This window comes from Streptomyces tendae (genome assembly GCF_014650435.1).
GTDB classification, from domain to species: domain Bacteria; phylum Actinomycetota; class Actinomycetes; order Streptomycetales; family Streptomycetaceae; genus Streptomyces; species Streptomyces tendae.
The window spans coordinates 420,632-438,231 of record NZ_BMUY01000004.1 but is presented as its reverse complement, the minus strand read 5'-3'; the positions used below and the strand labels follow the sequence as shown (position 1 = coordinate 438,231).

Genomic DNA, 17,600 nt, shown 5'->3' with positions numbered 1-17,600 from the left:
GGGCGCGCGGCTGCCTCAGGCCACGGGAGTGAAGCGCACCGGCAGCGACTGCGGGCCCCGGGTGAACACGCCCCGCTCCACCACCTCGAAGCCCTCCTGCGTCCGCAGGCCGGGCAGCGCGTCCAGGAGCTGCCCGACTCCGGTCTCGACCTCGGCCTTCGCCAGCAGGGCGCCGACGCAGAAGTGCCGGCCGAGCGCGAAGGCGAGGTGGTCGGCGGCGGCCGAGAAGGCGGTGGTCGTGGTCAGGTCGTCGCGCATGATGTCGAAGCGGTCCGGGTCGCGGTAGCGCGTCTCGTCCCGGTTGGCCGCTCCTATCAGGCAGGTGACGGTGGCGCCGGCGGGTATCGTGCCGCCGCTGAGCGTGACGTCCGTCGCCGTCTGACGCATGATCATGTGGACCGGCGGGGTGTAGCGCAGGGTCTCGGCGAAGGCGCGGGGGATCAGGCTCCGGTCCTCGCGCACGGCCGCCAACTGCTCGGGATGGGCCAGCAGGTTGGCGAAGATGCCCGCGATCGCCTTGTCGGTGGTCTCGCCGCCCGCCGCGAGCAGCAGGCTGCAGAACGCCTTGATGTCCTCGTCGCTCATCCGCACCCCGTCCACCTCGGCGGCGCACAGCGTGGACAGCAGGTCGTCGCCGGGGTTCTCGCGGCGCTCCCGGATGATCGGGAACATGTACTCGGCGAACTCCGTCCGGGTGCGCGCACCGGCCGCCGCGACCTCCTGGTCGCCGGAGAGGTTGCCGAGGAAGGCGATGACCGACGTGTACCAGCCGTGGAAGCGGTCGTGGTCGGCCTTGTCCAGGCCCAGCATGTCCGCGATGACGTTGACGGGGAACCGGGTCGCGTAGTCGGCGACCAGGTCGGCGCGGCCGGTGTGCCGGAACGCGTCGATCAGCTCACGGGAGTTGCGCTCGATGACCGGCAGGAACCGCTCCTGGAGGTCGGCCCCGCGGAACGCCGGAGCGACCAGGGCGCGCCGGACCGCGTGCTCCCGGCCGCTCAGCTGGAGGATCGTCCGGCCGTGCACGGGCTCGATCTGCCAGTCGTAGTTCTCGGTGGTGAACTGACCGCCGCGGTCCTTGAAGACGCGTTCCACGTCCTCGTAGCGCGAGACGATCCAGCTCTGGGTGGCCTCGTGCCGGATGAGAGGCGCGCTGTCCCGCATCGTCCGGTAGGCCGGGTACGGGTTCGCCGCGAACTCGGGAGAGAGGATGTCGGGGACCTGCTGCGCGGTGGACATGAGGCTCCTCGGTCGACAACGGCCTTGTCCCACCAGGCTATTGACGACGCGACGCCTCCGACAGACCGCGCGACGGGGTGAACGCCCCCTCAGCCCTCGCCGTCCCCGGAGCCGTCCACCGAGGCGCGCAGTCGTGCGCTCGCCATCCGCATGTGCTCGGCCATCGCCCGGTCCGCGGCCTCCGGGTCGCGGGCCCGGACGGCCTGCAGCACCGCGTCGTGCTCGCACAGCGTGCCGCTGACGGTGCCCTCGATGTCGCTGACGCGCTCCATCCAGACCTGGAGCAGCGCCCGGATGCTGTGCAGGATGTCGCTGAGCACGGTGTTGCGGGCGATCCGGGCCGTCTCCAGGTGGAAGGCGATGTCGGCGTCGATGAACGCCGTGACGTCCCCGCCCGCGTCGCGCATGTGCTGGAGGTGCTCCTCCAGCCTGGCCACGTCCGCGTCGGTGGCGCGCTCCGCGGCGAGCCGGGCCGAGACGCCCTCCATGTAGGTGCGGACCTCGACCAGGTCCTGGGTGCGCCGCTGGCCCAGCATCAGGCCCCAGTTGATCGCCCGGGGCAGGAACTCCGAGGTGCCCTCGCGCACGTAGGACCCGGAGCCGGGGCGGATCTCGATGATCCCGAGCACGTCCAGCGCCGACAGGGCGCCGCGCACGCTGGACCGGGCGACGCCCAGGGCCTCGGCCAGCTGCCGCTCGGCGGGCAGCCGGGTGCCGGGCCGGATGTCGCCGGCCGAGAGGTGGTCGAGGAGCCGCTTGGCGACCTCGCTGACGGACGACTCGCGCACCACGGGGCGCAGCAGCTGCGCGAGGTCGGGCGCGCCGGCGGAGCTGTGCTGATCAGGCTGACTGGTCACGGTCACCAGTCAACCAGATGCCGCGCTCGCCTCGCTGACCAGGCAGTTCATCGCTCCCTCGGCTGAGGTTTGTCAAGAGTTGAGCCGCTGGACGATCTGTGGCGCTCACCACACTGGTAAATTGGTGACCAATTTGGATCGGAGGCTTAGCGTGAAAGCGAACCGGTCGGCCGCCCCCGTGGCGGCCCACCCGGAGTGACCCGACCCGGACGGAGCTGTCCGGGCGAGCCGAGGAGTCGCCCATGGGTGCCCAAGCGCCATCCACGGCAGTCGAGAGAACTGCCATCAAGAAGGTCTCAGTCCGCCTCGTGCCGTTCGTGGCGCTGATGTTCTTCGTGAACTACCTGGACCGCACGGCCGTCTCGTTCGCCGAGCCGAACGGCATGGGCCAGGACCTCGCCCTGACCGCCGCCCAGTTCGGCTTCGCGTCCGGAATCTTCTTCCTCGGCTACATCGTGCTCGAGGTCCCCAGCAACATGGCCCTGCACCGCTTCGGGGCCCGCCGCTGGCTGGCCAGGATCATGGTGACCTGGGGCATCGTCTCCCTGCTGTTCACCTGGGTCAGCAGCAGCGGCCAGCTCTACACGCTGCGCTTCCTGCTCGGTGTCGCCGAGGCGGGTTTCTTCCCCGGCGCCATCCTCTTCCTGAGCCAGTGGGTGCCCTCCCGCCACCGCACCAAGATCCTCGGCCTGTTCTACCTCGCCCAGCCGCTGACCACCGTCTTCGGTGCCCCGCTGGCGGGCTGGCTGATCGGCCGGCACGGACTGTTCGGCCTGGAGGGCTGGCGGGTGATGTTCCTGTTCGTCTCGCTGCCCGCGATCGTCCTGGGCGTCATCGCCTGGTTCTACCTGATCGACAAGCCCGCCGACGCCAAGTGGCTCACCCCCGCCGAGCGCGACTGGCTGACCTCGGAACTCGCCGCCGAGAACGCGCAGAAGACCGGCAGCGAGGGCCAGCACGCCAAGGGCGACCTCAAGAAGGCCTTCGGCAGCGGACGCGTGTGGACCCTGGCCGCCGTCTACTTCGGCTTCGTCTACGGCCTCTACGCCTTGGCGTTCTTCCTGCCGACCATCATCAACGGCTTCCAGGACCAGTACGACACCACGTTCAGCGTCATGGACAAGGCATGGATCACCGCCATCCCGTACCTGCCCGCCGCCGTCGTCCTCTTCTTCTGGACCCGGCACGCCACCCGCCACGGCACCCGCACCTGGCACGTGGCAGGCCCGGCCGTCGTCGGCGGCGTGTCCATCCCCCTCGCGCTCTACATGGGCTCTCCGACCGCCACCGTCGCGGTGATCACCGTGACCGCCTGCGCCATCTTCGCCGCGCTGCCCGTCTTCTGGTCGGTGCCCTCGCGCTTCCTGACCGGAGCCGCCGCCGCGGCCGGCATCGCCCTGATCAACACCGCGGGCAACGTCGCCGGATTCGCCTCCAGCTACATCACCGGCTGGCTCAAGGACTGGAGCGGCGCCTACTACGTACCGCTCTACCTCGTCGGCTTCTTCATGCTGCTGTCCGCCGCGCTGATGATCTGGCTGGCCTCCCGCAGCCGCACCGACGAACCCGCCCCCGCCGTCGAATCCCAGGCCGAGGAGGCCCTGCGATGACCCGCCTGTTCAACGACCCGGCCGCCTTCGCCGACGAGGCGCTGGAGGGGTTCACCGCCGCGCACCGGCGCTGGGTCCGGCCGGTCACCGGCGGCGTCGTCCGGGCCACCGCCACCCCGGTCGGCCAGGTCGCCGTGGTGATCGGCGGCGGCTCGGGCCACTACCCCGCGTTCTCCGGCCTGGTGGGCCGCGGTCTGGCCCACGGCGCCGCCGTCGGGAACGTCTTCGCCTCACCCTCCGCCCGGCAGATCCACTCCGTGGCCACGGCCGCGCACGCGGGTGGGGGAGTCCTGCTGATGTACGGCAACTACGCCGGTGACGTCCTGCACTTCGGCCAGGCCGCCGAGCGACTCGCCGCCGACGGCGTCGAGACCCGGACGTTCGCCGTCGCCGACGACATCTCCAGCGCGGGGCCCGAGGAGTCCGCCAAGCGCCGCGGCATAGCCGGTGACCTGCCCGTCTTTAAGGCGGCGGCCGCCGCGGCCGAGCAGGGTCTGCCCCTGGAGGAGGTGCTGCGCGTCGCCGAACGGGCGGGCGCCCGCACCCGCTCCTTCGGGATCGCCTTCTCCGGCTGCACCCTGCCCGGCGCCGACCACCCCCTGTTCACCGTGCCCGAGGCCCGGATGGCCGTGGGCCTCGGCATCCACGGCGAGCCCGGCATCGGCGAGGAGGCACTGCCCACCGCCGACGAGGCGGCCCGGCTGCTGGTCGAGACGCTGCTGAAGGAGCTCCCCGAGGACGTCGCCGACCCGGCGGGACAGCGCGCCGCGGTGATCCTCAACGGCCTCGGCTCGGTCAAGTACGAGGAGCTGTTCGTCGTCTACCGCAGGGTCGCGGCCCTCCTCGGCGACGCCGGTGTGGAGATCGTCGATCCCGAGGTCGGCGAACTGGTCACCAGCTTCGACATGGCCGGCATCTCGCTGACCCTGACCTGGCTCGACGACCGCCTGGAGGAGCTGTGGCGGGCCCCGGCCGACACGCCCGCCTACCGCAAGGGCGCCCTCGACGCGGCGGAGCCGGACCCGGACCGGGCGTCCGCGACCGCCGCCGCCCAGGACACCGCCGTACCAGCGGCCCCCGTCGTCCCCGCCGCCTCGGACGCCTCCCGCCGGGCCGCCGACACCGTCCTGGCCGCGCTGGACGCGGTGGCCCGGGTCGTCGACGCCCACGCCGACGAACTCGGCCGTATCGACGCCGTGGCCGGAGACGGCGACCACGGCATCGGCATGCGGCGCGGCTCCACGGCCGCCCACCGCGCCGCCGCCGACGCCCACGGACTCGGCGCGGGCGCCGGAACCGTCCTCACCCGCGCCGCCGACGCCTGGGCCGACAAGGCGGGCGGCACCTCCGGCGCCCTGTGGGGCACGATCCTGCGCTCGCTCGGCGCGGCCCTCGGTGACCGGGACGCCCCCGACGCCGCCCGCGTCGCCGAAGGGGTCACGGAGGCATCCGCCGCCGTACGCAGGCTGGGCGGGGCCGAGGTCGGCGACAAGACCATGGTCGACGTTCTGGTTCCCTTCGCCGACGCGCTGGCCGCCGCCACGGCCGAGGACCTGCCCCTCGCCGACGCCTGGGACCGCGCCGCCACCACCGCCACCGCGGCCGCCGCCGGCACCGCCGACCTGCTGCCCCGCCGGGGCCGGGCCCGCCCGCACGCCGAGAAGTCCCTCGGCACCCCGGACGCGGGCGCCCACTCACTCGCCCTGATCACCCGCGCCGTCCACGGCGCACTGCTCGACCACCACTGAGGAAACCCGCCATGACCGACAAGCTCCGCATCGTCGTCGGCTCCGACGACGCCGGCCACCAGTACAAGGAAGCCCTCAAGCAGGACCTGCGCGGCAGCGCCCTGGTCGCCGAGGTCACCGACGTCGGCGTCGACGCGGACGGCCACACCGCCTACCCCAAGGTGGCCATCGCCGCCGCCGAGATGGTGGCCAGGGGTGAAGCCGACCGCGCCCTGCTGGTGTGCGGCACCGGCCTCGGCGTCGCCATCGCCGCCAACAAGGTCAGGGGCATCCGGGCCGTCACCGCCCACGACTCCTTCTCCGTCGAGCGGGCGATCCTCTCCAACAACGCCCAGGTCCTCACCTTCGGCCAGCGCGTCGTCGGCCTCGAACTCGCCCGCCGCCTGGCCGCCGAGTGGCTCACCTACCGCTTCGACGAGAGCTCGGCGTCGGCCGCCAAGGTCCAGCTGATGAGCGACTACGAGACCGCCGACGACGTGGCCGCGGTGAACCCTGGCACCGCCGACGCGAGCGCGGCCGACGGCGGGGCGGCAGCCTGATGCCCGCGCCCGCACCGTCCCCCGTGCTGCTGGGGGTGAGCCTCAAGATGTACTTCGGCCACCACCAGACGCTCAACTGGTCCCGCCGGATCGCCGCCCTCGCCGAACGGCACCCCGCCGTCACCTCCGGCTCCGCCCGCCTCTTCGTCCTGCCCACCTTCCCGGCCCTGGTCCCCACCACCGGGATCCTCGCCCCCTACGGCGTGGCGCTGGGCGCCCAGGACATCGCCACCGAGGACAGCGGCCCCTACACCGGCGAGGTCGGCGGCCCGGTCCTCAAGGAGATCGGCTGCCGCTACGCCGAGGTCGGCCACGCCGAGCGCCGCCGCCTGTACGGCGAGGGCGACACCGTCGTCGCCGCCAAGACCGCCGCCGCCCTGCGCAACGGCCTCACCCCCGTCCTGTGCGTCGGCGAACGCGACGCGGCCGACCCGGCCGACGCAGCATCCCGCACGGTCGCCGAGGCGGAACGGCTGCTCGGCGGCCTTTCGGGCGCGGTCGTCCTCGCCTACGAGCCGCAGTGGGCCATCGGCGCCCCCGAGCCCGCCTCCGCCGACCACATCGCCACCGTCTGCACCGCCCTGCGCGGCTGGCTCGACTCCCACCCCCGGCACGCCGGTTCCACCGTCATCTACGGCGGCAGCGCGGGCCCCGGCCTGCTGACCCGCCTGGCCGGCACCGCCGAGGGCCTGTTCCTCGGCCGCTTCGCCCACGACCCGGCGAACGTCGAGGCGATCCTCGACGAGATCCGCTCCCCGGCCCCGGCGGCGGTGGCGTGATGGCGTACGGCATCAGCACCTACGCCTACTTCTGGCGTCTCTCGGCCCGCGCCCCCGAGCCGATGGGGCTGCCGGACATGCTCCGCGACACGGCGGAGCTGGGCGGCCAGGTCTTCCAGATCTGCGACTACGCGCCGATCGAGAGCTACGACCGCGCGCGGCTCGCCGACCTCCGCGACACCGCCGCCGACCTCGGCCTGGCCCTCGAACTCGGCACCCGCGGCATCCGCCCCGACCACCTGCTCACGTACCTCGACCTGGCGGGCGAGCTGGGCGTGACCCTGGTCCGCTCCATGCTCAACACGGCCGATCACCGCCCGGACACCACCGAGGCCGTGACCCTCCTGAAGGAGGCCGTGCCCCGCTACGCCGCCGCGGGCGTCACCCTCGGCCTGGAGACCTACGAGCAGGTCGCCACCGACGACCTGGTGAGCGTCGTACGCGCCGTCGACGACCCGCACCTCGGCATCGTCCTCGACCCCGGCAACAGCGTCGCCCGGCTGGAACGCCCCGCCGACGTGGTGGCCGCCACCGCGCCGTACGTGGTCAACATCCACGTCAAGGACTTCGCCTTCACCCGCCGCGACGGCTGGGTCGGCTTCACCTACGCGGGCTGCCCGCTCGGCGAGGGCCTCCTGGACTACGACGCCATGATCGCCGCAGTGGGTCCGGGGGACCGCGGCATCAACGAGATCGTGGAGCACTGGCTCCCGTGGCAGGACGAGGGCTACGACGCCACCGCCCGGCTCGAACACCAGTGGACGCAGCACAGCATCAACACCCTCCTGAGGAGCAAGTAATGGCCACCGAGATCCAGACCCGCGCCGACGTGCAGACCGTCGCCGTCATCGGGGCCGCCGGCAAGATGGGCCAGCGTGTCTCCAACAACCTGGTCGACAGCGACTTCCGGGTCCTCTTCAGCGAGGCGTCGCCCAGGGGCCAGGAGCTGATCCGCGGCCTCGGCCGCGAACTGACCGAGTCCGCCGCCGCCGCGGCCGAGGCGGACGTCGTCATCCTCGCCGTGCCCGACGTGGTCCTCGGCAAGGTCTCCGAGGAACTCGTGCCGCTCATGAAGCCGGGCACCGTCGTCCTCACCCTCGACCCGGCCGCCGCCTACGCCGGTCTGCTCTTCGCCCGCGAGGACATCTACTACGCCTGCGCCCACCCCTGCCACCCCTCGGTGTTCCTGGAGCGCACCACCAAGGAGGAGTGGCAGGACACCTTCGGCGGCATCGCCGCCCCGCAGGAGGTCGTCGCCGCCTACGAGGGCGGGGACGCGGCCAAGCAGGAACTCGCCGACTCCGTCATCCGCGTCATGTACGCCCCGGTCGTCGACGTCCACTGGGTCACCGTGAAGCAGCTCGCCGTGCTGGAGCCGACCCTCGTCGAGACCATCGCCTGCATGGTCGGCGCCCTGCTGACCGAGGCCCTGCACGAGACCGTCCACACCGTCGGCGTCCCCGAGAAGGCGGCCCGCGCGATGCTGCTCGGCCACACCCAGGTGGCCCTCGCCAACACCCTGAAGGGCTCCAACCCCTTCTCGGACGCCTGCCTGATCGCGATGGACTACGGCCGTGAGTCCATCGTGCGCGAGGACTGGAAGAAGGTCTTCGACGACGAGGAGCTGGACAAGGTCATCACGCGCATGCTGAAGATCAAGGAGATCAAGCGCTGACCCACTCCTACGGGCGACGCCGGAGACCCGCACGGGCCTCCGGCGTCGCCGCGTGCGCTCAGGAGCGGGTGCTGGTGTCGAACTCGCCCCGTACGTCCAGCAGTTCCGACAGGTCCGAGCCCACCGCCAGCTCGCGCGGGGCCGTGCCCCGCCGGAACAGCCGGGCGTCCCGCTCGCCGCCGAGCACCGCCCGGTCGCCCTCGACCCGCAGCCAGGAACCCTCCCGCAGGCCCAGCACGGGCACGTCGTTCTCCTCCAGGAACTCCCGCAGCCGCTCCTCGCGGGTCTCACCCTTGTGCGTCGAGCCGGGGTCCGGGTCCAGGTAGTGCGGGTTGATCTGGAACGGCACCAGGCCCAGCGTCTCGAAGGACGGCGGCTCGACGATCGGCATGTCGTTGGTGGTGCGCAGTGAGGGCGCCGCCATGTTGGTCCCGGCGCTGGCCCCCATGTACGGCAGCCCACCGCGCACGGCCTTGATCAGCGCCTCTCGCAGCCCCGTCCGGTACAGCGCGGAGAGCAGCCGGAAGGAGTTGCCGCCGCCCACGAACACGGCGTCCGCCTCGTCGAGCCGGGCGAGCGGGTCGCCGCCCTCGTGCACCCCCCGTACGTCGATCCCGGCGTCGGCGAGCGCGCCCCGGACCCGCGCGGTGTAGGTGTCGTGGTCGGCCAGCGCGTACGGGACGAAGGCCAGCCGGGCGCCGGCGGGCAGGAAGCCGGTCACGGTGTCGAGGGCGTGTTCCAGGTAGCCGCGGCCGTGCTGGGTGGAGTTGGACAGGAGCAGGAGGTTCACGGGTTCTTCCTCGTCGACGGGGTGGATCGGTGGTGCGTCAGGACGTACTACGGGGCGCGCGCGGGCGCCGGTGGTGCTGGGGCGGGTGGGTCAGGCGCTGCTCCAGCAGCCGGGCGGCGCGGCGCAGCGTCTCGAGACGGTCCTCGGGTCCCTCGGGGAAGCGCTCCTTGGCGGCGCCGAGGCTGAGGCTGCCGTAGGGCTCCGAGCCGAGGAACACCGGCATGGCGACCGTGCCGATGCCGGCGTCGTACTCGCCGACCGTCCACGCGTAGCCCTGAGCGCGGACGGTGCGGAACTCGCGCTCCAGCTGATCGGGGTCGGTGACCGTGCGCTCGGTGAAGCGCGCCATCGGACGCCCGCGGAAGAGCCGGTGGCGCTGCTCGTCGGGCAGGAAGGCGTAGAAGGACTTGCTGGTGGCGCCCGCGTGCGCCGGGTACAGCTCGCCGACCAGCGGGTAGTAGCGCAGCGGCCCCTCCTCGCCCTCGACGGCCGCGACACAGCGCATGTGGAAGCTGTCGGGCAGGCAGAAGAGCACCGTGTCGCCGGTCGCCGCCCGCAGCTCCTGCAGCACCGGTTCCGCGAGCAGCTCCAGTGAGCCCGAACGCTCCCACAGGCGGCCCAGGCGCAGGGCGGCCGGGCCGATCCGGTAGCGGCGGGTCGCGGGGTCGGAGACCAGGAAACCGCGGCCCGCGAGGGTGGACAGCAGCCGCTGCGCGACCGAGGTGTCCCAGCCGAACTCGGCGGCGATCTCGGTGACGCCCCAGTCCGGGCGGGTGCGCTCGAACGCCAGCAGCACCAGCAGGGCGCGGTCGACGGTCTGCAGCGCCCCGGCCGGCGTCCTGCGGTCCACGGGTTCAACCGGGCGACCGGCCATGACAGCTCCTCTCAGCCACTTCTCACCCTCGCATCTCACCATGCAGACCCGTATTGCAGATAACGGGAAACAGTTGCGGACAACGCTAGTCCATCCCGAACCTGCTGGGAGCACCGCCCCCGGTGCGGATCAGGAGAACTGCCCATGTTGAAGTACGTCCTGGACCTCGTGGATCTGCTCGACGATCCCGACGTCGACGGCAAGCGTGTCGCCGCCCACCTCGACTCCGTGGCGGGCCCCGAGGGCTCCGGCGCCGAGGTCACCACCGTCACCGGCGAGCGCGGCTCGACGGACTTCGTGCTCGTACGGATACCGGGCCGGGCCGGCCGTACCCGGGGTGGTTCCGCGCGGACGCTCGGCGTGGTGGGGCGGCTCGGCGGCGTCGGGGCGCGCCCGGAGGCCGTCGGCCTGGTCTCCGACGCGGACGGCGCGGTCGCGGCGCTCGCCACCGCCGCCAAGCTGCTCGACATGCGGCGCCGGGGCGACGTGCTCGACGGCGACGTGATCGTGGCCACGCACATCTGCCCGGACGCCCCGACCGCACCGCACGACCCGGTGCCCTTCATGGACTCGCCCGTCGACATCGCGACCATGAACCGGCACGAGGTCACCGGCGAGATGGAGGCCGTGCTCTCCGTCGACACCACCAAGGGCAACCGCATCATCAACCACAAGGGCCTCGCCCTGTCGCCCACCGTCAAGGAGGGCTGGGTGCTCAGGGTGAGCGAGCGGCTCGGCGAGCTGCTGGCCGTGGTCACCGGTGAGCCCTTGGTCACGTACCCCGTGACCACCCAGGACATCACCCCGTACGGTAACGGTGTACACCACATCAATTCGATCCTGCAGCCCGCCACGGCGACGGCCGCACCGGTGGTCGGTCTCGCGATCACCTCCGCGGCGGCGGTGCCCGGCTGCCAGACGGGCGCCAGCCACGAGACCGACATCGCGGCCGCCGCCCGGTTCGCCGTCGAGACCGCGAAGGCCTACGGCGGCGGACAGCTCGACTTCCACGACGACCAGGAGTTCGACGCCCTCGTGTCCCGTTACGGCTCGCTGACCCGGCTGCAGACCCTCGGCCGCGAACCCGAGGGGTCGTGATCATGGCCATGGACAAGAACACCGCCGCGCAATCGGCGCAAGCGGCCACGGGAGCCGTGGGCAGTGACGACTACGCCCTCTCCCGCGTCCCGCGCGACAAGCGGCTCGGCTTCTGGACGATGCTGCTGCAGTGGCTCGCCCAGTCCGGCTCCATCTCGCAGTTCACCCTCGGCGCCACCATCGGCGTCGGCATGACCTTCGGTGACGCCTTCCTCGCCTTCACCCTCGGCGCGGTGATCCTGGAAGTCGTGATCTTCGCGATCGGCCTCGCGGGCATGCGCGAGGGTCTGGCGACCCCGCTGCTCACCCGTTGGGCGGGCTTCGGCCGCAACGGCTCCGCGCTGGTCAGCCTGGTCATCTCGGTCAGCCTCGTCGGCTGGTTCGGCGTACAGAACACGATCTTCGGCGACAGCGTGTCCGCGCTCGTCGGCGGCCCCTCCTGGCTGTGGTGCACGGCCGCCGGCGTCGCCATCACCGTGCTGGTCATTTTCGGCTTCAAGTACATGGCCGTCTTCGCGAAGATCGTCACGCCGCTGTTCTTCGCCATGGTCGCCTGGTCGGTCACCGACGCGCTGAGCGACCACTCGTTCTCCGAGCTGATCCACTCCCCGGCGCCCGGCGAGACCATCCCGCTCGCCGTCGCCGCGACCGCCATCGCGGGCGGCTTCATGACCGGCGCGATCGTCTCCCCGGAGATGACCCGGTACAACCGCAAGGGCAGCCACGTCTTCCTGCAGAGCGCCTCGTCGATGATCCTCTCCGAGTACATCGTCGGCCTGACCGGCGTCCTGCTCGGCCACATGGTCGGCAGCGGGCAGGTCTCCCAGATCGTGCTCTCCACCTCAGGCGTCTTCGGCGTGCTCGTGGTCCTGATGTCCACCGCGAAGATCAACGACTGGAACCTGTACGGCTCCTCGCTCGGCGTCGTCAACTTCTTCCAGGTCGTCTTCGGCAAGCGCGTGCACCGCGGCGCGGTCACCATCGTCCTCGGCATCGCGGGCACCCTGCTCTCCGCCGTCGGCATCATGACCCACTTCACCGACTTCCTGTCCGTGCTGGGCGTCGCCATCCCGCCGGTGGGCGGCATCATCGTCGCCGAGTACTGGGTGGTGCGCCGCATGCGGGCACCCCTGGACGCCACCCGCGACGCGGAGACCCTGCCCGCCACGTCACCGACCTGGGTGCCCATGTCCCTGGTCATCTGGGCGGCCGCCTTCTGCGTCGGCAAGTTCTACGACGGCGGCATCCCCGCCCTGAACTCGCTGCTGACCGCCTTCGTCCTCTACTGCGTCCTCGGCCTCGCCGGCTGGATCAGGACGTACGGCACCACGGCCCTGGACGACACCACCGAACCCACCCCGGCCGCCTCCGGCACGGCCACCGTAGGAGCACCGTGAGCACCACCGCACCCGCAACCGTCCCGGCCTCCGAGGAGGCGCAGCGGGAGGTCGTCGACCTGTGCGCGGAGCTGATCCGCTTCGACACCTCCAACCCCACCAGCGACGAGCGGGCCTGCGCCGACTGGGTCGTGGCCCGCCTCGCCGAGGCCGGAATCCCCTCCGAGCTGGTGGAGAGCGCCCCGGGCCGCGCCAACGTCGTCGCCCGCATCCCCGGCGCCGACACCTCCCGCGGCGCCCTGCTGGTCCACGGCCACCTGGACGTCGTACCGGCCGACGCGGCCGAGTGGCGGGTGCCGCCGTTCTCCGGGGAGATCCGGGACGGGTACCTGTGGGGCCGCGGCGCGATCGACATGAAGGACACGGTGGCCGTCATGCTGGCCACCGCCAGGCACTTCGCCCGCACCGGCACCCGGCCCGCCCGCGAGATCGTCCTCGCCTTCCTCGCCGACGAGGAGGCGGGCGGCAAGTTCGGTGCCCACTGGCTGGTGGAGCACCGGCCCGAGCTGTTCGCGGGCGTCACCGAGGCGATCGGCGAGGGCGGCGGCTTCAGCTACGCGCTGGACGACACCCGGCGCCTCTACCCGATCGAGAACGCCCAGCGCGGCATGGCCTGGATGGAGCTGACGGCCGCAGGGCGCGCCGGGCACGGGTCCTCCCCGAACGACGAGAACGCGGTCACCGACCTGGCCGAGTCGCTCACCCGCATCGGGCGCCACACCTTCCCCGTCCGGCTGATCGAGCCGGTGCGCGCCCTGCTCGCCGAGGCGGCCCGCCTCCAGGGGGTCGACCTCGACCTCGACGCCGAGGACCTGGACGCCGAACTGGCCAAGCTCGGACACGTGGCCGACTTCATGCAGGTCGTGCTGCGCAACTCGGCCAACCCGACCATGTTCACCGCGGGCTACCAGACCAACGTCATCCCGGGCCGGGCCACCGCCCGCGTCGACGGCCGCTTCCTGCCGGGGCACGAGCAGGAGCTGATCGACACCATCGACGCCCTGCTCCTGCCCTCGGTGTCCCGGGAGTGGGTCAACCACGACATCGCGATGGAGACCGCCTTCGACGGCCCCCTCGTCGACGCCATGTGCGCCGCCGTACGAGCCGAGGACCCGGACGGCCATCCCGTGCCGTACTGCAACCCGGGCGGCACCGACGCCAAGGCATTCACCAAGCTGGACATCCGCTGCTTCGGCTTCAAGGGCCTGAAGCTGCCCCACGACCTCGACTACGGGCGGCTCTTCCACGGCGTCGACGAGCGGGTGCCGCTGGAGGGACTGCGGTTCGGGGTGCGGGTGATGACCCGGCTCTGGCAGGACTGCTGACGCGCCACGGCCGACGGGAATGCCCCGGCGGCCGCCGGCGTTGTGGGGCGTGACTGACATGCGCGGGACAGAACGGCAGCCCGCGCCGCGGTCGGAAGGAGCACCATGGCACGCAGCACCGCACGCCCGGTCGTCAGACTGAAGTCGTCCGCCGGGACCGGCGTCACCTACGTCACCCGCAAGAACCGCCTCAACGACCCCGACCGGCTCGTCCTGCGCAAGTACGACCCGGTGGCGGGGGAGCACGTGCCGTTCCGCGAGGAGCGCTGAGCGGCACCGAGAAGTGCCGAGAAGTGAGGAGGCAGTCGTGAAGGTCCGCAACTCCCTGCGCGCCCTCAAGGCCAGGCCCGGCGCCCAGGTGGTGCGCCGCCGGGGCGTGACGTACGTGATCAACAAGAAGGACCCGCGCTTCAAGGCCCGTCAGGGCTGAGCACCCGCGCGCTTGACGGCCCGGCCCCGCGATCCACGGGGCCGGGCCGCGGCGTGTACGCGCGTGCACGCGGCCGGGATCAGTCGTCCACGTCGACGCCGTAGCCCCGGGCGAGGGCGCCCAGGCCGTGGTCGTATCCCTGGCCGACGGCCCGCAGCCGCCAGCTCTGCCCACGCCGGTAGATCTCCGCGAGCAGCATCGTGCGTTCCGTGGTGGCGGCGTCCAGCGTGGCCTGCGCCAGGGCCGCCGCACTCGTGCCCGGGCCGGAGACGATGTGCAGGGCGCCCACCTCCCCGAAGGCCGGGGAGCCGTCGATCGCCGCGGCGACGACGACCTTGCGGGCCGAGGGCGGCAGCGTGGCGAGGTCCACGCTCACGGTCTGTTCGGTCGGGCCGTCGCTCAGCAGCCGCACCGTGCCGCCCGGGTTCTCCGGGGCGCCGTAGAAGACGAAGTCCTCGTCGAAGGAGACCTGTCCGTCCTCGTCCAGCACGAACGCGACCACGTCGATCTCGCACGCCGTCTGCTGTGCCCAGGACGCGGTGACCGTCCAGCGGTGCTCCGCTCCCCGCCCCTTCGGCAGGGGCAGGTCGACGACGCCACCGCGCGGCAGCACATGGGCGGCCGCCCGCCCGCCCGCGGCGCCGGGCGCCTCCGTGACCACCGGTGCCACCAGCCACGCGGCGTCGTGGGTGGGCAGGAGCAGCGCGGTGATCCGGGGCAGCCGGCGGTCCGTGCGGCCGCCGTCGAGGACGACCACGTCGGTGACGCCGGCGGAGAGGTTGATGGCAGCGGCGCCGCCGAGTTCGACGACGCGGGTGCGGGCGGCGACCGCCTCGGGATGGGTGCCGCCGAGCACGAGGACCCGCCGCCCGGTCAGCGGCCCGCGCGGCTTCGCGGTGCGCTTCCTGCCGGACTGCGCACCGGCGGCCTCGTCCTGCTCCGGTTCCGGCTCCGGCGCGCGTGGCGTCGGCACGGCCGGCAGCGCGGTGGCGGGCTCCGGGGCCGGTGCCGCTCCCGGAGCCGGTACCGGGGCCGCCGTCCCCTCGTGGGCCGTGCCGGGGCGGACGTCGCCGAGCAGCCGCAGGAAGGCCGACTCGTCGATCACCGGGACGCCCTCGGTGCGTGCCCGGCGGGCCTTGGCCGAGTTCGCGGCCGGGTCGTTGGTGACCAGGGCACTGGTGTGCCCGCTGACCGAGCCCATCATGTTGAGTCCCGCCGCGACGCCCCGCAGCACCAGGTCCGCCCGGGCGGTCCGGGTCTCCCCCGTGACGGCGACCTTCATGCCCTGCACCAGCGGCCCGCCCGCGGTGAGCCGCCCCGGGTTGCGGAAGGCGCACGGCGTCTTCGGCGGCTTGGGCGCGAACTGCGCGTCCTGCCGCGGCGGGCACGCCACCAGGGGCAGCGGCAGGTCGAGTTGGGCCGCCTCCCGCAGCGAGGCGCGCAGCACCCCCGCCAGCACCCGCGTGTCGTCCAGCGCGTCGTGCGCCTTGAGCTGGGGCACGCCGTAGTGCGCGGCGAGCGTGCCGAGCTTCAGGTCGTCGGTCGGCGGATCGACGCGGCGGTTCAGCGCCAGGGTGCACAGCCGCCTGGCCACGGGCAGCCGAAGCCGCGCCCGGGTGAACTCGTGGGCGAGGAAGTCGTAGTCGAACTGGGCGTTGTGGGCGACCAGCACCCGGCCCTCCAGCAGGGCGCCGATCCGCCCGGCCACCTGCTCGAAGGCAGGCGCCCCGCGGAGCCGCTCGGCCGTCAGCCCGTGCACGTGCACCGGGCCCGGATCACAGCCGGGGTTCAGCAGGGTCGAGAACTCGCCGGTCTGCTCGCCGTCGGCGCCCAGGGTCACCACGGCCACGGACAGCACCCGGTCACGGCGCGGTACGAGACCCGAGGTCTCCACGTCGACCAGCGCCCATTCGAAGACGTAGTCGCGCAGTTCGGACAGATCGGAGGCGGCAGACGCGAGAGACATGGAGGAATGATGGAGGTATCTCCACATCTCCTTCAACTCGAACGCCCATTGATCCCGTTTTGCGGCTCCCTCGAACCGCGTTGCCGGGCAGGTCGCCGGACGCACCGGGCCCTTTGACACACTGCTGGCGCGCCACCCGCCCATGCCCCAGGAGGACTTCGTCATGACCGAGCAGCCGCTGGACCGCGTCGCCCGGACCGAGCGCCGGTTCAACGCGCTCTTCGCGGAGTACTTCGACACGCTGGGCACGACCCTGGACGCCCCGTCCTTCAGCCGCTTCACCCCGGACTGCGTCGGGCTGCTGCGCGACCTGTCGCTGCGCGGCGGCAAGCGGATGCGGGTCGTGCTGCTGCACGAGGCCGCGCGGCTGGTGACCGCCGGGCCGGTCGACGGGCTGGACGCCGCGGCGCTGAGCGTCGAACTCCTGCAGACCCACGGCCTGGTGCACGACGACCTGATCGACGACAGCGCCACGCGCCGGGGCGGCCCCACCACGTACTACGCCTACCGGGAACGCTTCCCCGAGCACCCGCGGGCGGCGCTCGGCCTCACCGTGCTCGCGGGCGACCTCGCGCTGGCCCTCTCGCTGCGCGTGCTCCTGGAGGCCCCGCTTCCCGCCGAGGCGCGCCAGGCCATGGTCGAGGTGCAGACCCGGGCCGCTGCCGACACGTTCGTGGGCCAGATCATCGACCTGGAACGGGACTTCCCCACCACCGCCCTCGACGACGACGTCCTGCACGCCGTCGCCGACCACAAGTCCGCCCGGTACTCCGTCCTGGCCCCCCTGCGCCTCGGCCTCCTGGCCGCCGGTGAACAACCCGGCGCCCACGAGGCCGAGTTGAGCGCCTACGCCCGTCTGCTCGGCATCTGCGGACAGATGCGCGACGACTACCTGGACCTGTTCGGCGACGCTGAGGCGATGGGAAAGCCGACCGGTACCGACATCCGGGAGGGCCGGCACACGTACACCGTGGCCCGCCTGCTGTCCGCCGTGAGCGGCGCCGAGCGGGACTTCGTGAACGGGGCCCTGGGCGACCCCGGCTGCACGTCGGAGACCGTCGCCGAGATCCGCGCGATCGGCGAGCGCGCCGGTGTCGCCGACCGGATGCGCGCCGACATGCGGCAGTACGCCGAGCAGGCTCGGCTGGTGGCGGCGGGCTGGCGTCCCCGGTGGCGCGAGGACGCCGTCGCCTTCTTCGAGCTGCTGCCGCGGTGGAGCGTCGAGCGGACCGCCTGACACCTGTTCCCCACATCGCTCAAAGGGGTATTCGGG

General features: G+C 72.6%; 17 protein-coding genes. 12 read left to right on the top strand and 5 right to left on the bottom strand.

The window, feature by feature from the left end; all coding sequences use genetic code 11:
- Positions 1-15: 15 nt before the first annotated feature.
- Positions 16-1,239 (bottom strand): cytochrome P450, encoded by a 1,224-nt coding sequence (locus tag IE258_RS13975; protein WP_189743300.1) that lies wholly within the window; start codon positions 1,237-1,239, stop codon positions 16-18.
- An 89-nt stretch (positions 1,240-1,328) separates the two neighbouring features.
- On the bottom strand, positions 1,329-2,102 hold the full coding sequence (locus IE258_RS13970) for a FadR/GntR family transcriptional regulator (protein ID WP_127895386.1): 774 nt from the start codon (positions 2,100-2,102) through the stop codon (positions 1,329-1,331).
- A 236-nt stretch (positions 2,103-2,338) separates the two neighbouring features.
- Between IE258_RS13970 and IE258_RS13965 the strand changes: the two genes are divergently transcribed.
- Genes IE258_RS13965 through IE258_RS13940 form a run of 6 tightly spaced genes read left to right on the top strand, consistent with a single transcriptional unit; the run spans position 2,339 to position 8,447 of the window.
- Positions 2,339-3,706 carry an MFS transporter gene (locus tag IE258_RS13965; protein ID WP_189743298.1) on the top strand — a complete coding sequence of 456 codons (1,368 nt, stop codon included), beginning with the start codon at positions 2,339-2,341 and terminating at the stop codon, positions 3,704-3,706.
- Complete coding sequence (locus IE258_RS13960; RefSeq protein ID WP_189743296.1) at positions 3,703-5,454, top strand: dihydroxyacetone kinase family protein; 1,752 nt, start codon at positions 3,703-3,705, stop codon at positions 5,452-5,454. Before IE258_RS13965 ends, IE258_RS13960 begins: the two co-directional genes overlap by 4 nt.
- 11 nt (positions 5,455-5,465) lie before the next feature.
- Entirely contained in the window at positions 5,466-5,993 is a 528-nt protein-coding gene (locus IE258_RS13955) for a ribose-5-phosphate isomerase (protein ID WP_189743294.1), read from the top strand.
- Positions 5,993-6,772: a triose-phosphate isomerase gene (locus IE258_RS13950; RefSeq protein ID WP_189743292.1), complete on the top strand. Its 780-nt coding sequence runs from the start codon at positions 5,993-5,995 to the stop codon at positions 6,770-6,772. The genes IE258_RS13955 and IE258_RS13950 overlap by 1 nt, the downstream gene beginning before the upstream one ends.
- Positions 6,772-7,572, top strand: a complete 801-nt coding sequence (locus IE258_RS13945; protein WP_189743290.1) for a sugar phosphate isomerase/epimerase family protein — start codon at positions 6,772-6,774, stop codon at positions 7,570-7,572. The genes IE258_RS13950 and IE258_RS13945 overlap by 1 nt, the downstream gene beginning before the upstream one ends.
- Positions 7,572-8,447 (top strand): phosphogluconate dehydrogenase C-terminal domain-containing protein, encoded by an 876-nt coding sequence (locus IE258_RS13940; protein WP_189743287.1) that lies wholly within the window; start codon positions 7,572-7,574, stop codon positions 8,445-8,447. Before IE258_RS13945 ends, IE258_RS13940 begins: the two co-directional genes overlap by 1 nt.
- Before the next feature lie 58 nt (positions 8,448-8,505).
- On the opposite strand, the gene pepE is transcribed toward IE258_RS13940, so the two are convergent.
- A complete protein-coding gene (gene pepE / locus IE258_RS13935) occupies positions 8,506-9,237 on the bottom strand; it encodes a dipeptidase PepE (protein WP_189743285.1) in 732 nt (243 codons plus the stop codon).
- Positions 9,238-9,274: 37 nt separating this feature from the next.
- Positions 9,275-10,111 (bottom strand): IclR family transcriptional regulator, encoded by an 837-nt coding sequence (locus IE258_RS13930; RefSeq protein ID WP_189743283.1) that lies wholly within the window; start codon positions 10,109-10,111, stop codon positions 9,275-9,277.
- Positions 10,112-10,255: 144 nt separating this feature from the next.
- Between IE258_RS13930 and IE258_RS13925 the strand changes: the two genes are divergently transcribed.
- The 5 genes from IE258_RS13925 (at position 10,256) to ykgO (ending at position 14,361) form a co-directional block, all read left to right on the top strand.
- Positions 10,256-11,209, top strand: coding sequence for a DUF1177 domain-containing protein (locus tag IE258_RS13925; RefSeq protein ID WP_189743280.1), 954 nt, complete (start codon positions 10,256-10,258; stop codon positions 11,207-11,209).
- A gap of 2 nt (positions 11,210-11,211) precedes the next feature.
- Positions 11,212-12,606 carry a cytosine permease gene (locus tag IE258_RS13920; RefSeq protein ID WP_229892101.1) on the top strand — a complete coding sequence of 465 codons (1,395 nt, stop codon included), beginning with the start codon at positions 11,212-11,214 and terminating at the stop codon, positions 12,604-12,606.
- Positions 12,603-13,931: a M20/M25/M40 family metallo-hydrolase gene (locus IE258_RS13915; protein WP_189743278.1), complete on the top strand. Its 1,329-nt coding sequence runs from the start codon at positions 12,603-12,605 to the stop codon at positions 13,929-13,931. Before IE258_RS13920 ends, IE258_RS13915 begins: the two co-directional genes overlap by 4 nt.
- A gap of 105 nt (positions 13,932-14,036) precedes the next feature.
- Positions 14,037-14,201 carry a 50S ribosomal protein L33 gene (gene rpmG, locus IE258_RS13910; protein WP_007389579.1) on the top strand — a complete coding sequence of 55 codons (165 nt, stop codon included), beginning with the start codon at positions 14,037-14,039 and terminating at the stop codon, positions 14,199-14,201.
- Positions 14,202-14,238: 37 nt separating this feature from the next.
- A complete protein-coding gene (gene ykgO, locus IE258_RS13905; RefSeq protein ID WP_003978293.1) occupies positions 14,239-14,361 on the top strand; it encodes a type B 50S ribosomal protein L36 in 123 nt (40 codons plus the stop codon).
- Between the two features lie 79 nt (positions 14,362-14,440).
- On the opposite strand, the gene IE258_RS13900 is transcribed toward ykgO, so the two are convergent.
- Entirely contained in the window at positions 14,441-16,327 is a 1,887-nt protein-coding gene (locus tag IE258_RS13900; protein ID WP_189743276.1) for a TerD family protein, read from the bottom strand.
- Positions 16,328-16,490: 163 nt separating this feature from the next.
- Here IE258_RS13900 and IE258_RS13895 point away from each other — a divergent pair, with 163 nt between their 5' ends.
- Positions 16,491-17,564 (top strand): polyprenyl synthetase family protein, encoded by a 1,074-nt coding sequence (locus tag IE258_RS13895; RefSeq protein ID WP_189743274.1) that lies wholly within the window; start codon positions 16,491-16,493, stop codon positions 17,562-17,564.
- Positions 17,565-17,600: the final 36 nt, after the last annotated feature.

Coding starts and splice junctions, on each gene's coding strand:
- IE258_RS13975 (WP_189743300.1), bottom strand. CDS start 1,239: ATGTCCACCGCGCAGCAGGTCCCCGACATCCTCTCTCCCGAGTTCGCG.
- IE258_RS13965 (WP_189743298.1), top strand. CDS start 2,339: ATGGGTGCCCAAGCGCCATCCACGGCAGTCGAGAGAACTGCCATCAAG.
- IE258_RS13960 (WP_189743296.1), top strand. CDS start 3,703: ATGACCCGCCTGTTCAACGACCCGGCCGCCTTCGCCGACGAGGCGCTG.
- IE258_RS13955 (WP_189743294.1), top strand. CDS start 5,466: ATGACCGACAAGCTCCGCATCGTCGTCGGCTCCGACGACGCCGGCCAC.
- IE258_RS13950 (WP_189743292.1), top strand. CDS start 5,993: ATGCCCGCGCCCGCACCGTCCCCCGTGCTGCTGGGGGTGAGCCTCAAG.
- IE258_RS13945 (WP_189743290.1), top strand. CDS start 6,772: ATGGCGTACGGCATCAGCACCTACGCCTACTTCTGGCGTCTCTCGGCC.
- IE258_RS13940 (WP_189743287.1), top strand. CDS start 7,572: ATGGCCACCGAGATCCAGACCCGCGCCGACGTGCAGACCGTCGCCGTC.
- IE258_RS13930 (WP_189743283.1), bottom strand. CDS start 10,111: ATGGCCGGTCGCCCGGTTGAACCCGTGGACCGCAGGACGCCGGCCGGG.
- IE258_RS13925 (WP_189743280.1), top strand. CDS start 10,256: ATGTTGAAGTACGTCCTGGACCTCGTGGATCTGCTCGACGATCCCGAC.
- IE258_RS13920 (WP_229892101.1), top strand. CDS start 11,212: ATGGCCATGGACAAGAACACCGCCGCGCAATCGGCGCAAGCGGCCACG.
- rpmG (WP_007389579.1), top strand. CDS start 14,037: ATGGCACGCAGCACCGCACGCCCGGTCGTCAGACTGAAGTCGTCCGCC.
- IE258_RS13900 (WP_189743276.1), bottom strand. CDS start 16,327: ATGTCTCTCGCGTCTGCCGCCTCCGATCTGTCCGAACTGCGCGACTAC.
- IE258_RS13895 (WP_189743274.1), top strand. CDS start 16,491: ATGACCGAGCAGCCGCTGGACCGCGTCGCCCGGACCGAGCGCCGGTTC.